This is a genomic window from Aurantimonas sp. NFXS3, from assembly GCF_049132005.1.
In the GTDB taxonomy this organism is placed as follows: Bacteria; Pseudomonadota; Alphaproteobacteria; order Rhizobiales; family Rhizobiaceae; genus Aurantimonas; species Aurantimonas coralicida.
In genome coordinates this window covers 815,024-828,403 of record NZ_JAGDDZ010000002.1, presented here as the reverse complement: position 1 = coordinate 828,403, position 13,380 = coordinate 815,024, and the positions used below count along the sequence as shown (strand labels likewise).

The following is a 13,380-nucleotide window of genomic DNA, read 5'->3' as shown; positions in this document are numbered from 1 at the left end:
CGGCTCCGCATGGCGCTTACTTGCCAAGCTTGTCCTTCAGCGCAGCGAGTTTGGCGAAGGGCGAATCGGGATCGATGCGCTGCGGGCGTGCCGGCTGCACGGGCGGCTTGCCCCCCTGCGGCTTGTCGAAGCGCCGGCCACGCTCGGGGCGATCACCCCGGCCCTTGCCCTCGCCCTTGTCAGCGCGGTCGCCGCCATCACGGCCCTTGCCGCGCGGGGCACCCTTGCCGAAGCGCGGCGCGCGCTCCTCGCCCTCTCCGGCACCCTGCGGGCCACGGCCGCGACCACGCTGGCCCTGGCCATGACGGGCACCGCCACGGCCGGCGCCGCGCTGCGGGCGCCAGACCTGCACGAGCTTGGGCGCCTCGGGTTCAGCGGTCTCGCCGCCCTCGCCGGCGGCTGCATCAGCGGCCACGGCTTCGGTCGTTTCCGCCGCCGGTGTATCAGTGGTGGACGCCTCGGCGGTTTCGGCCGGCGTTGCAGCCGCTTCGCCGTCGGTGGCTTCGCCAAGGGCGGCCGCAGCGGCCTTCCCGGCTTCGGCCAGGCCACCGGTTTCCGTGGCTTCGACCGGTGCGACCGGCGTGTCGGATGCCTCGGCAGTCTCGCCTGCATCTGCGGTTTCGGTCGGCGTCTCGACAACTGGTGACTCGGCGGCGGCAGTATCGACCGTGTCCGTCGCGGTGCTGGCCTCGTCCGCAGCTTCCACTGCCGGCTGTGGTGCATCCGAAGTCGCAGCCGCCTCGGCGGCCTTCCTGGCCGCTTCGGCGCGCGATGCCTCTTCGGCGGCGCGGCTCGCTTCGTCCAGCCGTGCGAGTTCGGCCTCGACCTTGGTCTGCTCGACCGGCTCGCCGCGATAGCCGAGGCCCTTGAGAACCTCTTCCATGTCTTCCGAGGTCGCGCCGAGAATCGACATCATCCCTGGCGTGACGAGGAACTGCGACCCGTCATAGGCGCCTTCCGGCCGCTTGCCGGTGCCCGGCTTCCAGCCGAGCGCCGGGCGGATCAGGTCGGCGAGGCGCTCGAGAATGTCGACGCGCACGGCCCGGCGACCGAGCAGCCGGTAGCCGGCCAGTCCCCAGAACACCGGATCGAAGGAGGCATCGGCCACTGCCGAGGTGCGACCGGTCGCCAGAAGATGGGTGACCTCGCCATAGCCCGGCTTGTCGCGGCCATCGTTGTGGATGGCCCAGAGCAGCGTCAGAAGGGCCGCCGGCGCGGGCTTGATCAGCGCCGGAACGAAGATGTGGTAGGCGCCGAAGCGGACACCGCAGCGGCGCAGGGCCGCGCGCGATTCCTGGTCGAGCGACCGCACGTCCTCGGAGATCTCGCGGCGCTGGATCAGGCCGTAATTCTCGTAGAGCCGGTAGGCGAGCCCCTTGGCGACGCCCTCCAGACCTTCGGAGGCCTGCAGATCGAGCAGCGGCTTGAGGACCGTGGTGATCTGGTAGGTGACCGAACGCTCGGCCCGCGCCGCGACCTTGTCGCGCGCCACGCCGGTCAGCTGCTCGTCGGCGAGCAGCACGGTCTTCGGCTTCAGCGGATCGTCGCCGGCCGACAGCACCGCCACCGGCGCACCGAGCCAGCGCACGAGCCCGTCCGAGCCCAGCGCGATGTCGCCATTGGGTGAATTGGCGAAGCGTTCCGCCCGCTTCTCGAACTCGCCGGCCAACGCCTTCTGGGCGGCGGCACGCACCGCACGGCCATCCGGCCCCTCGGCCTTGCCGTCGGGCGTGAACCTGAACCCCTGCAGCTCGCCTACCGGGTGGCCCTCGACCACTACCGTGCCGTCGCCGCCGATCTCAGCTTCCATGAACGCGTTCTCTCTCAGCCGCCTCATCAAGACGCTTGTCCTGCGGTCTACGAAGCGTTTCGTCAACCTGTCGTGAAGAGCGTCGGAAAGACGGTCCTCGATCTCGCGAGTCTTTTCCTGCCAGTGTGTCGGATCGGCCAGCCAGTCCGGACGGTGTGAGATATAGGTCCAGGTGCGGATTTCCGCGATCCGCTGGGACAGCGTATCGATGTCGCCCTCGGTGCGGTCGGCACGCCGGACCTGGCTGGCCATGTAGTCTTCGGCGACGTGGCCGTCCGACGCGAGGTCGGCATAGATGGTGGCGATGATCTCCGCATGCTGGGCCGGCGCGATGCGTCGATAGTCCGGCAGCTTGCAGGCTTCCCACAACAATTCGACCGCTGCCGGGCTGGTGGCGCGATCCTTGACGGCCGGGTCGCGCGACAGGAATTCCAGCGCCCGCTGATCGACGGCCGGCAGCGCGCGGGCCAGGGCGTCGCTCGGCGGCGGCGCCTCCAGGCTCTCCTTCAGCGCGTCGATCGAAGCGAAGTCGAAGGCGCGCGAGCGCCATTGCAGCACCTTCACCGGCGCGAAGGAATGCGCTTCCAGCGCTTCGGCGAGTTCCGGGGCCAGCGGATCGACCTTGCCGGTGACACCGAACGTGCCGTCGCGCAGATGCCGCCCGGCGCGGCCGGCAATCTGGCCGAATTCGGATGGCGTCAGTTGGCGGTACTGGAAACCGTCGAATTTCCAGTCCTGGGCGAAGGCGACGTGATCCACGTCGAGATTGAGGCCCATGCCGATGGCATCGGTGGCGATCAAGAAATCGACGTCGCCGGACTGGTAGAGTTCCACCTGGGCGTTGCGGGTGCGCGGCGACAGCGCGCCGAGAACGACGGCCGCTCCGCCCCGCTGGCGGCGGATCAGCTCGGCGATCGCATAGACCTCGTCGGCCGAGAAGGCGACGATGGCGGTGCGCCGCGGCAGGCGGGTGATCTTCTTGGACCCGGCATAGACGAGGTTCGACAGGCGCGGCCGCGTCGTCGCATGGGAACCGCTGAGCAGCCGCTGCAGCACGCCCTGCATGGTCGACGAGCCGAGCAGCAGCGTTTCCTCGCGACCGCGGGCATGCAGGATGCGGTCGGTGAAGACGTGACCGCGCTCCAGGTCGCTGGCGAGCTGCACCTCGTCGATGGCGACGAAGGCGGTGTTCGGGGTGCGCGGCATCGCCTCGACGGTACAGACCGAATAGCGCGCATTGGGCGGCTTGATCTTTTCCTCGCCGGTGATCAGCGCGACGGCGCCCACCCCGACGCGGTCGCAGACCTTCTGGTAGACCTCGCGCGCCAAGAGGCGCAGCGGCAGGCCGATGGTCCCCGAGGAATGGGCGACCATGCGCTCGATGGCGAGATAGGTCTTGCCGGTATTGGTCGGGCCGAGAACAGCGGTGACATTGGATCCGTCGAAACGGATGCTTTCTCGGGCGGGGCGATGGTCGGTCATGCGTCCCGCTCATGTGGGAAGATATATCGGTTGGAAAAGGTTCTAGCCCGATTCGCAAGGTCCGAGCGTCACTTAGCGGGCCGGTTCCGCCTAGCGGCAAAAAAATCGTCCGACCGCGAAATTTTTTCGGAACCCTTTCCGAGGTCCCGCATTCTTCAAGCACCCCCAAGCGATCATCCCCCTCGATCGCAAAGAAGCAGACGGAAAAAGGCAGCTCCCCCTCGCTGCCTTTTTTCGCGTCTGGGGTCCGCATTTTCCCCCGCCCTGCCGAACGCGCAGAGATCCGCGAGAATTCGTTTGCATTGCGCCCGTGCCCTGGCCTAGCGACAGGTTCCCGCACCCCAGACGAAGCGTGCTCCCATGCAGGCCGGCATTCTCCTCGCCTTCGCGTCCTATTTTGCCTTTGCCTGCGGCGATGCCTCGCTGAAGGCGATCGGCGACCGGCTGCCGATCTTCGAGATCGGCTTCTTCGTCTCGATCTTCGCTTTGCTTCCGGCGCTCTTCACCAAGCGGCCCGAGGATAATTGGGGCAACGTCTTCGTGCCCAATCGCCCCGGTCTCGTGGCGCTGCGCATGGCCAGCGGCACGCTCGGCGGCATTCTCGGCGTCGTCGCCTTCACCAGCCTGCCGCTCGCCGAAGCCTATGCGCTGATCTTCCTCCTGCCGATCTTCGTCACGGTGTTCTCCTTCGTCGTTTTGAAGGAGCCGATCGGCTGGCGCCGCTGGCTGGCCGTGTTCGGCGGCCTCGTCGGCGTGCTCCTCGTGGTGCGCCCCGGCTTCCGCGAGATCCTGCCGGGCCATTTCGCGGCCATCGGCGTCGCCATCTGCGGCGCGATCACCGTCATTGTCCTGCGGGTTCTAGGCCCTTCGGAGCGGCGGATCACGCTGATCGGCGCCGTCTTGGTGGCGGCCATCGTGGTCAACGGCGTCTTGATGGTCCCGGACTTCGAGATCCCGGCCAACGATCTGTGGCCGATCATGATTCTTGCCGGGCTTTGCGCCGGCATGGGGCATCTGCTGATCGTCTTCGCAACGCGCCTCGCCCCGGCGGCGCGGGTCGCGCCGACGCAGTACAGCCAGATCGTCTGGGCGACGATCATCGGCGCCAGCTTCTTCTCCGAGTTTCCCGACCTGATCGCGATCATCGGCATGGTGCTGGTGGCAGCCTCCGGCCTCTTCACCTTCGTGCGCGAGACCGAGCGCACCCGGTGGCCGAGCCGCGTACTGCTGATCCGCAACCGGTAGAATATAGCCGTCAGTTCTTCAGGACGACGCAGGACCCGCCGGCCCCGCGCAACCGTCCGCACAGCGCGTCGGCTTCGCTGCGGGTATCGGCGCCGATGCGCACCGCATAGATGCGCTGGCGCGCGCCATTGCGGCCCCGGATCACCAGCGGGTCCCGGTCCTTCAGGATGGCTCCGAAGCGCGATTGCACCCGCCGGAACATCTTCATGGCGACGGCCTGCCGGGCATGGCCCGCGACCTGCACCCCCCAGGGCCGCATCGGCGCGCTCTCGACCCCCTCGAAAGCGGCAAAGACCGCGCGCGTCTTCATGATCGGCAGTCGGGCACAGCTCTCGTCGAAATCCCGGTCCGCATCGAGCGGTCGCGGCTCCAGCTCGCGCCCGTCCTCGCGAAACCAGTCCGCCGGCCGAAAGGTGATGGCGTTGACGTAGTCCTCGGTCTCGTAGGGCAGCGATCCGCCGCTGACGAGCCAGCGCTTCACCCGGTTGATGCCGCCATTGTAGGCGGCGGCCGCAAGGCCCCAATTGCCGAGCTCCGCGCGCAGATCGGCCAGGTAGAGGGCCGAATGCCGCAGCGCCTGACGGGCATCATAGGGATCGTCGAGGCCGCGCTCCTTCGCCGTGTAGGGCATGAACTGGGCGATGCCGCGCGCTCCGACAGGCGAGACGGCGCCGGCATCGAAGCGGCTTTCCTTCCAGATCAGCCGCGCGAAGAAGTCCGGCGACATGCCGACCGCGTCGGCGTTGCGGGCGATCATGCCGCAGATGGCTGCGGCGGACAGGGGCTGGTCCGCGCTCGCGTCCGCCTCTTTCGCACGCTCGGAAAGATTGGGCGGGCTCGGGGGGAAGGCCAGTGCCGGCAGGACGATCGCGCCCTTGTCGGCAACCTGCGCGCCCGCTGCCGCCGGGGCCAGGACGGCAAGCGCCAGCCCGCAGGCTGCGCCAACGCCCAGGGCGCGCCGCAGAACCGGCTTGGAGGCTGTCATCGCGCATGTCGCCATGGTCGGCAGGAATGCACAGGACGGCCGAAAATGCTACTCGGACGTCTGGCCCGAACCGAAGCGGCGCTCGATATATTCGGCGACCATCACCTGGAAGTCCGCGGCGATGTCGGGGCCGCGCAGGGTCACGCTCTTCTTGCCGTCGACGAATACCGGAGCGGCCGGCGTTTCGCCGGTCCCGGGCAACGAGATGCCGATGTCGGCATGCTTGGATTCGCCCGGTCCGTTGACGATGCAGCCCATCACCGCGACGTTCAGCGCCTCGACGCCCGGATATTTCTCGCGCCACACCGGCATGTTGATGCGGATGTCGGACTGGATCTTCTGGGCCAGTTCCTGGAACACCGTCGAGGTCGTGCGTCCGCAACCCGGACAGGCGGCGACGACCGGCAGGAACTGGCGGAAGCCCATGGTCTGCAGGAGTTCCTGCGCGACCTGCACCTCGCGGGTCCGGTCACCGTTAGGCTCCGGCGTCAGCGAGACGCGGATCGTATCGCCGATGCCTTCCTGCAGGAGAATGCCCATCGCCGCCGAGGACGCGACGATGCCCTTCGAGCCCATGCCCGCCTCGGTCAGGCCGAGATGCAGCGCGTGGTTGGTGCGCCGCGACAGGTCGCGATAGACGGCGATCAGATCCTGCACCTGGCTGACCTTGGCCGACAGGATGATGCGGTCGCGGCCGAGGCCGATCTCCTCGGCCAGCTCCGCCGACAGCAGCGCCGACTGGATGATCGCCTCGCGCGTCACAGCCCGGGCCGAGCGCGGCTGCGGCAGTTCGTTGTTGGCATCCATCAGCCGGGTCAGCAGTTCCTGGTCCAGCGAGCCCCAGTTGACGCCGATACGCACCGGCTTGTCGTAGCGGATCGCGGTCTCGACGATGGCGCCGAACTGCCGGTCCTTCTTGTCCTTGAAGCCGACATTACCGGGATTGATGCGATATTTCGCCAGGGCCGCGGCACAGGCCGGGTGATCGGCGAGCAGCTTGTGGCCGATATAGTGGAAGTCGCCGACCAGCGGCACGTCGACGCCCAGCCGGTCGAGACGTTCGCGGACCTTCGGCACGGCCGCGGCGGATTCGTCACGGTCAACGGTGATGCGGACGATCTCCGAGCCGGCCTTGGCGAGCGCCGCCACCTGAGCGACCGTCGCGTCGATGTCGGCCGTGTCGGTGTTGGTCATCGACTGGACGACGACCGGCGCGCCCCCGCCGACCATGATGTTGCCGACGCCCACGCCGACGGTGGATCGGCGCGGCGCCGGATCGGCGTCGATCGTGGCGGCCGGGTCGATCGGCGAATGAACGGTCATGGCAAGGCCTCGGGTGGATGTTCGCTGCCGTCGAGGTGGCGCCTTCGCGCCGGCTTGTCAATTCAGAGCGGGTTGCATGCGGTGCCGATCACGGGAACGGACCGTGCTTTCCCGGCGCACGACACCCGCCGCGCCACCCTTGAAGCAGGGCGGCGTCCTGCCCTATGGCGATACCGGCAATCGCGCGAAGGAGTTTCCCCATGTCCGTCGGATACGGCCCGATCATCGTCATCATCGCGTTCCTGCTCCTGATCGCGGCGATGCCGACATGGCCCTATTCCCGCCAGTGGGGATACCGGCCGACCATGGTGCTGGCGATCATCTTCATGATGGTGGCCGTCTTCGTCGCCATTGGCGGGTTCGGTCCCGCCTGAGCGCCGATCGGCACGGCGCCGATGCTGGGAACTGAAACCCGGTTCAAAGGTTTGTGATGGCAAGTCTCACGAACAATCAGGAACCAGTCCCATGAGTGTCGGCACGATCCTTCTCATCATCCTTATCCTGATCCTGGTCGGGGCGCTTCCGACCTGGGGCTATTCCGGCGGCTGGGGCTATGGCCCGTCGGGCATCGTCGGCGTGCTCCTGGTCATCCTGATCATCCTGCTGCTGCTCGGGAAGATCTGACCCACCGTCCCCGAAGCTGTCCGGCTTCGGGGACCTTTCGTTTCAGGACGGCGCCGGATCAGAGACTGCGACCGGCGCATCCACCGAGCGATCATCCGCGCCGGCCAGCAGCGCCGACATCGCCAGAATGACGACCAGCAGCCCCGACATGCCGAAAAAGACCACCGGAAAGCCGAGATGCTCGGCGATGAACCCGATGATCGACGGCGCGATCAGAATGCCCGAATAGCCGAGCGTCGTCGCGATCGCGAGACCGACCCCCGGCCGCAGCCCGGCGATGTTGCCCGCCGCCGAGAAGGTGACCGGCACGATGTTCGACAGGCCCACACCGAGCAGCGCGAAGCCGGCAATCGCCCAGCCGAGGCTCGGCGCCAGCCCGACGGCGCACAGGCCCCCGATCCCCGCCACGAGTGACAGCCGCACAGTGCGCACTGCGCCCAGCCGGTCGCGGATACTGTCGCCGGCAAAGCGGAACACCGCCATCGCCACCGAGAACGCCGCGAAGGCGAAGCCCGAACTGGAAATCGTGGCGCCCAGATCCTGGCGCAGATAGATCGCGCTCCAGTCGATCGCCGCGCCTTCGGGCACCATGGCAAACAGCGCCAGAATGCCGATGGCCAGTCCCTTGAGCAGCGCCGGCCGGTTGCGCCTCGCCGCGGCCCGGATGGCGCCGAGGCCGCCGGTGCCCTCGCTCGTTCCGGCCATGACCTGCCCGTCGTCAAACATGCTGCGGCGAACCGGCAGGATCAGGACGAGCGTGATCCCGCCGATCGCCAGTGCATGGGCCGGCGCGCCGATCGCTTCGATCAGCGGCCCGCCCAGTGCCGCGCCGACGAAGCCGCCGACCGACCAGAAGCCGTGACAGGACGACATGATCGCCCGACCGAGCCGGCGCTCGACGGCCACGGCATTGGCGTTGATCGCGACATCCATGCCGCCCATCATCGCGCCGAAGGCAAAGATGGCGATTGCGGCGAAGACCGGCGTCGGCGCCAGCACCAGCAGCGGCAGCGCGAACGCGAGCAGTGCCTGGGTCACCAGAACCGGCCGCCGCGAACCGCGCGTCGCCAGAACGCCGCCGATGAGCGGCATGGCCGTGATCGCCCCGAGGCCCAGCACCAGGATGAACAGGCCGAGGGTGGATTCGCCGATCCCGAGGCGCGCCGCGAGCACCGGCACCTGCGGGGTCCACGAGCCGAGAACGAGCCCGTTGACGAAGAAGGCCAGCGCCACGGCAATCCGCGTCGGCGGAAAGATGACCGTCTGCGGCGTGGGCGGCCGGGTCTGCGCTACGGACATGGGGGACTCCAGCAACAGCGGCGCGGGCAACGCAGCGAAGGGGATTTTCGGCTAGCGAATGGGCACACGGACGACATCGGTTCCCCCGTCGGCAAAGGCGGCGAGGATGGCGGCCTCGGCATCGTCCTCGGTCACCATCCGGGTCATTTGCGACGCGGCAATGACCCGGAAAGGCGCCACCGTGCCCAGCTTGTCCGCCGTCGCGATCACCATGACGCTGCGTCCGGACAGGGCCATGCGCCGCTTGAACTCCGCCTCTTCCTGGCTGAAGGCGGTAACGCCCTCGACCGGGTCGACGCCGCAGGCGCCCAGCACCACCAGATCCGGGCACAAGCGCTCGGCGTCGCTCACCGCCTTGGCGCCGAGACAGGCGCCGGTGTGGGGATCGAACTGCCCGCCGACGAGAACCACCCGCAAGCCGGGCGCCTCCGGCACGGCCAGCGCGACGGCCGGAGAATTGGTGACGATGGTGGCGCGCAAGTCCGGTGCGATCTGCCGCGCAAGCGCAATGTTGGTCGAGCCGGCATCGATGAAGATCGTGGCGTCACGCGGCAGGACGCCCGCCGCGACCCTGGCAAGCTCCGCCTTTGCCGGACCAGCCTCAGCCTGGCGGCTGGCCAGCGGCGCGCCGCTGGGGGCGAGCGGCAAGGCCCCGCCATAGACCCGCTCGCAGAGCCCGGCCGCCGCCATTTCGCGCAAATCGCGACGGATCGTATCCTCCGAGACTGCGAATTCCCGCGCCATGGTGGCGGCGATCACCCGACCGTCACTAGCCAGCCGCTCGCGAATGGCAGCCTGGCGCTGCCCGGTCAGAAGGGACGTCGACATTCGCTGCGCCTTCCGCTTCGTTCATGGTGATGCACGTTTCTGCACGATTCCGCCGAGATCGTCAAGCAGCCCGGCACCAGGGGCCCGAACTGCAGAATGCCGCCGGGGTCTCCGACGGCATTTCTCTCTGTCTTGCGCTTCGGGCGGGTTCCTACGCGGCGGCGTACACCACCAGCAGGTCCTTGGCGTCAATCTGCGCGCCGGCTGTGACATGCACGGCCTCGATGGTGCCGTCACGCTCGGCGTGGATGGCTGTCTCCATCTTCATCGCCTCGATGGACAGGAGCACATCGCCGCTGCGCACCGTCTGGCCGGCAGCCACGGCAAGGGTCGAGACGACACCCGGCATCGGCGCGCCGACATGGTTGGCATTGCCGGCTTCCGCCTTCGGCCGCACGGCGCCGCCGGCCGCGCCATGCGCCCGGTCCGGCACCTTGATGCGCCGCGGCTGGCCGTTCAGCTCGAAGAACACCGTCCGCATGCCCTTCTCGTCGGTCTCGCCGAAGCCGAGGCAGCGGACCACCAGCGTCTTGCCGCGCTCCAGATCGATCAGCACTTCCTCGTCCTGGGCAATGCCGTAGAAATAGGACGGCGTCGGCAGCATCGAGACCGGGCCGTAGAGCTCCTGGGCCGCGGCGAAGTCGATGAAGACCTTCGGATACATCAGGTAGGAGGCGAATTCCTGCGCGCTGGCGTCGCGCTCCAGCTTCTCCTCCAGCTTCGCCTGCTCGGCGTCCAGATCGGCGTCGGCGAGCAGCGAGCCCGGCCGCACGGTGATCGGCGTCTCGCCCTTCAGCACCTTCTTCTGGATGTCGGCGGGCCAGCCCTGGGGCGGCTGGCCGAGATCGCCATGCATCATCGACACGACGGAATCGGGAAAGGCCAGATCCTTTTTCGGGTCCATGACGTCGGCCACGGTCAGATCCTGACTGACCATCATCAGCGCCATGTCGCCCACCACCTTGGAGGACGGCGTCACCTTGACGATGTCGCCGAACATCCGGTTCACGTCGGAATAGGTCTGGGCCACCTGGTGCCAGCGCGTCTCCAGACCCAGCGAACGGGCCTGTTCCTTCAGATTGGTGAACTGGCCGCCCGGCATCTCGTGCAGATAGACCTCGGAGGCTGGCCCCTTCAGGTCGCTCTCGAAGGCCGCATACTGGTTGCGCACGGCCTCCCAGTAGAAGGAGATCCGTCGGATCGCCTCGGCCGACAGGCCGGAATCGCGCTCGGTGCCCTTCAGCGCCTCGACGATGGAGCCAAGGCAGGGCTGCGCCGTGTTGCCGGAGAAGGCATCCATGGCCGCATCCACTGCATCGACGCCGGAATCGATCGCGGCCAGCACGGTCGCCGCCGAGATGCCCGACGTGTCGTGGGTATGAAAGTGGATCGGCAGCCCGACCTCTTCCTTCAGCGCCTTGAACAGGACGCGCGCCGCCGCGGGCTTCAGGAGGCCCGCCATGTCCTTGACGCCGAGAATGTGGGCGCCGGCGGCCTCCATCTCCTTGGCGAGGGAAACATAGTATTTCAGGTCGTATTTGGCGCGATCCGGGTCGAACAGGTCGCCCGTGTAGCAGATCGCACCCTCGCACAATTTGTCGGCCTCGCACACCGCGTCCATGGAGACGCGCATGTTCTCGACCCAGTTCAGGCAGTCGAAGACGCGGAACAGGTCGACGCCGCCGCGGGCCGCCTCGGCGACGAAGCGCTTGACGACATTGTCGGGATAATTGGTGTAGCCGACGCCGTTGGAGCCGCGCAGCAGCATCTGCAACAGGATGTTGGGCGCGCGCTCGCGGACCAGCGCCAGGCGCTCCCACGGATCCTCGGTCAGGAAGCGCATGGCCACGTCGAAGGTCGCCCCGCCCCAGCATTCGAGGCTCAGCAGCTGCGGCAGGCCGCGGGCATAGGCATCGGCCACCGCGACGATGTCGTGGGTGCGCACGCGGGTCGCCAGCAGCGACTGGTGGCCGTCGCGCATGGTCGTGTCGGTGACCAGCACCTGCGGCTGGGCCAGCATCCAGTCGGCAAAGCCGCGGGGGCCGAGTTCGTCCAGTTTCTGGCGCGTGCCGTCGACGATCGGCGCCTTGAACAGCGGCGGGATCGGCAAAGCGTGCTTGGCCGAGGGGCGCGGCCGGTTCTTGGTCTCGGGATGGCCGTTGACGGTGACGTCGGCGAGATAGGTCAAAAGCTTGGTCGCGCGGTCGCGGCGCTTGACCTGGTCGAACAGGGCCGGCGTCTGGTCGATGAACTTGGTCGTGTAGGAATTGTCGCGGAATTTCGGATGCGAGATGATCGCTTCGAGGAAGGTCAGATTGGTGGCGACACCGCGGATACGGAATTCGCGCAGCGCCCGGTCCATGCGTGCGATCACTTCCTCCGGGCTCGGCGCCCAGGCGGTGACCTTCTCCAGCAGCGGATCGTAGAAGCGGGTGATGACCGCGCCGGAATAGGCGGTGCCGCCATCGAGCCGGATGCCGAAGCCCGTCGCGCCGCGATAGGCGGTGATGCGACCGTAATCGGGAATGAAGTTCTGCTCGGGGTCTTCCGTGGTGATCCGGCACTGCATGGCATGGCCGTTGAGGCGGATCTCGCTCTGGGGCGGAACGCCCGATTCCGGCGTGCCGATGGCATGGCCGTCCAGAATGTGGATCTGCGCCTTGACGATATCGATGCCGGTGACTTCCTCGGTCACCGTATGCTCGACCTGGATGCGCGGATTGACCTCGATGAAGTAGAACTTGCCGCTGTCGGCATCCATCAGGAACTCGACGGTGCCGGCGCCGACATAGTCGGTGGCGTCGGCGAGCTTGCGGGCATAGCCAGCGATCTCGGCGCGCTGGGCGTCGTCGAGATACGGCGCCGGGGCGCGCTCGACGACCTTCTGGTTGCGGCGCTGGATCGAACAGTCGCGCTCGAACAGGTCGACGACGTTGCCATGAGTGTCGCCGAGGATCTGCACCTCGACATGGCGGGCGCGCTCGATCAGCTTCTCGAGATAGACCTCATCCTTGCCGAAGGCGGCGCGGGCCTCGCGCTTGCCCTCGATGACCTCGCGTTCCAGGTCCTTCTCGTCGCGGATGGCGCGCATGCCGCGGCCGCCACCACCCCAGGACGCCTTCAGCATCACCGGATAACCGACCTCGGCCGCCATGCGGCGCACCTCGTCCATATCGTCGGGCAGCGGGACGGTGGCCGGCACCACCGGCACCCCGACTTCGAGCGCGAGATTGCGCGCCGCGACCTTGTTGCCGAGCCGGCGCATGGTGTCGGCGGACGGGCCGATGAAGGTGATCCCCGCCTCGACGCAGGCATCGACGAATTCGGGGCTTTCCGACAGGAGGCCATAGCCCGGATGAATGGCGTCGGCGCCCGAGAGCTTCGCGACCCGGATCACTTCCTCGATCGCCAGATAGCTCTCGATCGGCCCCATGTCCTTGGACAGATGCGGGCCGCGGCCGACCTGGTAGCTCTCGTCCGCCTTGAAGCGGTGCAGGGCCAGCTTGTCTTCCTCGGCCCAGATCGCCACGGTCCGGATATCGAGCTCGTTCGCAGCGCGGAACACGCGAATGGCGATTTCGGATCGGTTGGCGACGAGAATCTTGCGAATGGCCAAGGAACGCTCCTCCTGTACAGGATGCCGGACTTATCCCGCTTGCAGCCGGCACTCAAGATTGCGGCGGCGCGGGACGTTTCGCAAGCGCGAAGAGAAGCAGCTCGATGCGGCGGCGGGAGAACGGGCCGGATCGCTGCGCGATCGGCCATCGGACCTCATGGCCGGACA

At 67.7% G+C, this 13,380-nt stretch carries 9 protein-coding genes; 3 read left to right on the top strand and 6 right to left on the bottom strand.

Features of this window, described 5'->3' with window-relative positions; genetic code table 11:
* Positions 1-16: 16 nt before the first annotated feature.
* Positions 17-3,292 carry a helicase-related protein gene (locus tag J3367_RS09045; protein ID WP_024349807.1) on the bottom strand — a complete coding sequence of 1,092 codons (3,276 nt, stop codon included), beginning with the start codon at positions 3,290-3,292 and terminating at the stop codon, positions 17-19.
* A 360-nt stretch (positions 3,293-3,652) separates the two neighbouring features.
* On the opposite strand from J3367_RS09045, the gene J3367_RS09040 reads away from it, so the two are divergent.
* Positions 3,653-4,537: a DMT family transporter gene (locus tag J3367_RS09040; RefSeq protein WP_024349806.1), complete on the top strand. Its 885-nt coding sequence runs from the start codon at positions 3,653-3,655 to the stop codon at positions 4,535-4,537.
* 10 nt (positions 4,538-4,547) lie between these two features.
* Here J3367_RS09040 and J3367_RS09035 read toward each other — a convergent pair whose 3' ends face one another.
* A complete protein-coding gene (locus tag J3367_RS09035) occupies positions 4,548-5,522 on the bottom strand; it encodes a lytic transglycosylase domain-containing protein (protein WP_024349805.1) in 975 nt (324 codons plus the stop codon).
* A gap of 48 nt (positions 5,523-5,570) precedes the next feature.
* The gene (gene ispG / locus J3367_RS09030; RefSeq protein WP_024349804.1) at positions 5,571-6,845 is read right to left on the bottom strand and encodes a flavodoxin-dependent (E)-4-hydroxy-3-methylbut-2-enyl-diphosphate synthase; all 1,275 of its coding nucleotides are present in this window, start codon (positions 6,843-6,845) and stop codon (positions 5,571-5,573) included.
* 200 nt (positions 6,846-7,045) lie between these two features.
* On the opposite strand from ispG, the gene J3367_RS09025 reads away from it, so the two are divergent.
* Positions 7,046-7,219 carry a DUF3309 family protein gene (locus tag J3367_RS09025; protein WP_035694651.1) on the top strand — a complete coding sequence of 58 codons (174 nt, stop codon included), beginning with the start codon at positions 7,046-7,048 and terminating at the stop codon, positions 7,217-7,219.
* A 91-nt stretch (positions 7,220-7,310) separates the two neighbouring features.
* Complete coding sequence (locus tag J3367_RS09020) at positions 7,311-7,469, top strand: DUF3309 family protein (protein ID WP_035694650.1); 159 nt, start codon at positions 7,311-7,313, stop codon at positions 7,467-7,469.
* 42 nt (positions 7,470-7,511) lie between these two features.
* Here J3367_RS09020 and J3367_RS09015 read toward each other — a convergent pair whose 3' ends face one another.
* From J3367_RS09015 to pyc, 3 genes are all read right to left on the bottom strand, one after another.
* Positions 7,512-8,768, bottom strand: a complete 1,257-nt coding sequence (locus tag J3367_RS09015) for an MFS transporter (RefSeq protein ID WP_421460718.1) — start codon at positions 8,766-8,768, stop codon at positions 7,512-7,514.
* A gap of 51 nt (positions 8,769-8,819) precedes the next feature.
* Positions 8,820-9,596 carry a DeoR/GlpR family DNA-binding transcription regulator gene (locus J3367_RS09010; RefSeq protein WP_024349802.1) on the bottom strand — a complete coding sequence of 259 codons (777 nt, stop codon included), beginning with the start codon at positions 9,594-9,596 and terminating at the stop codon, positions 8,820-8,822.
* Between the two features lie 151 nt (positions 9,597-9,747).
* Complete coding sequence (pyc, locus tag J3367_RS09005) at positions 9,748-13,212, bottom strand: pyruvate carboxylase (protein ID WP_024349801.1); 3,465 nt, start codon at positions 13,210-13,212, stop codon at positions 9,748-9,750.
* Positions 13,213-13,380: the final 168 nt, after the last annotated feature.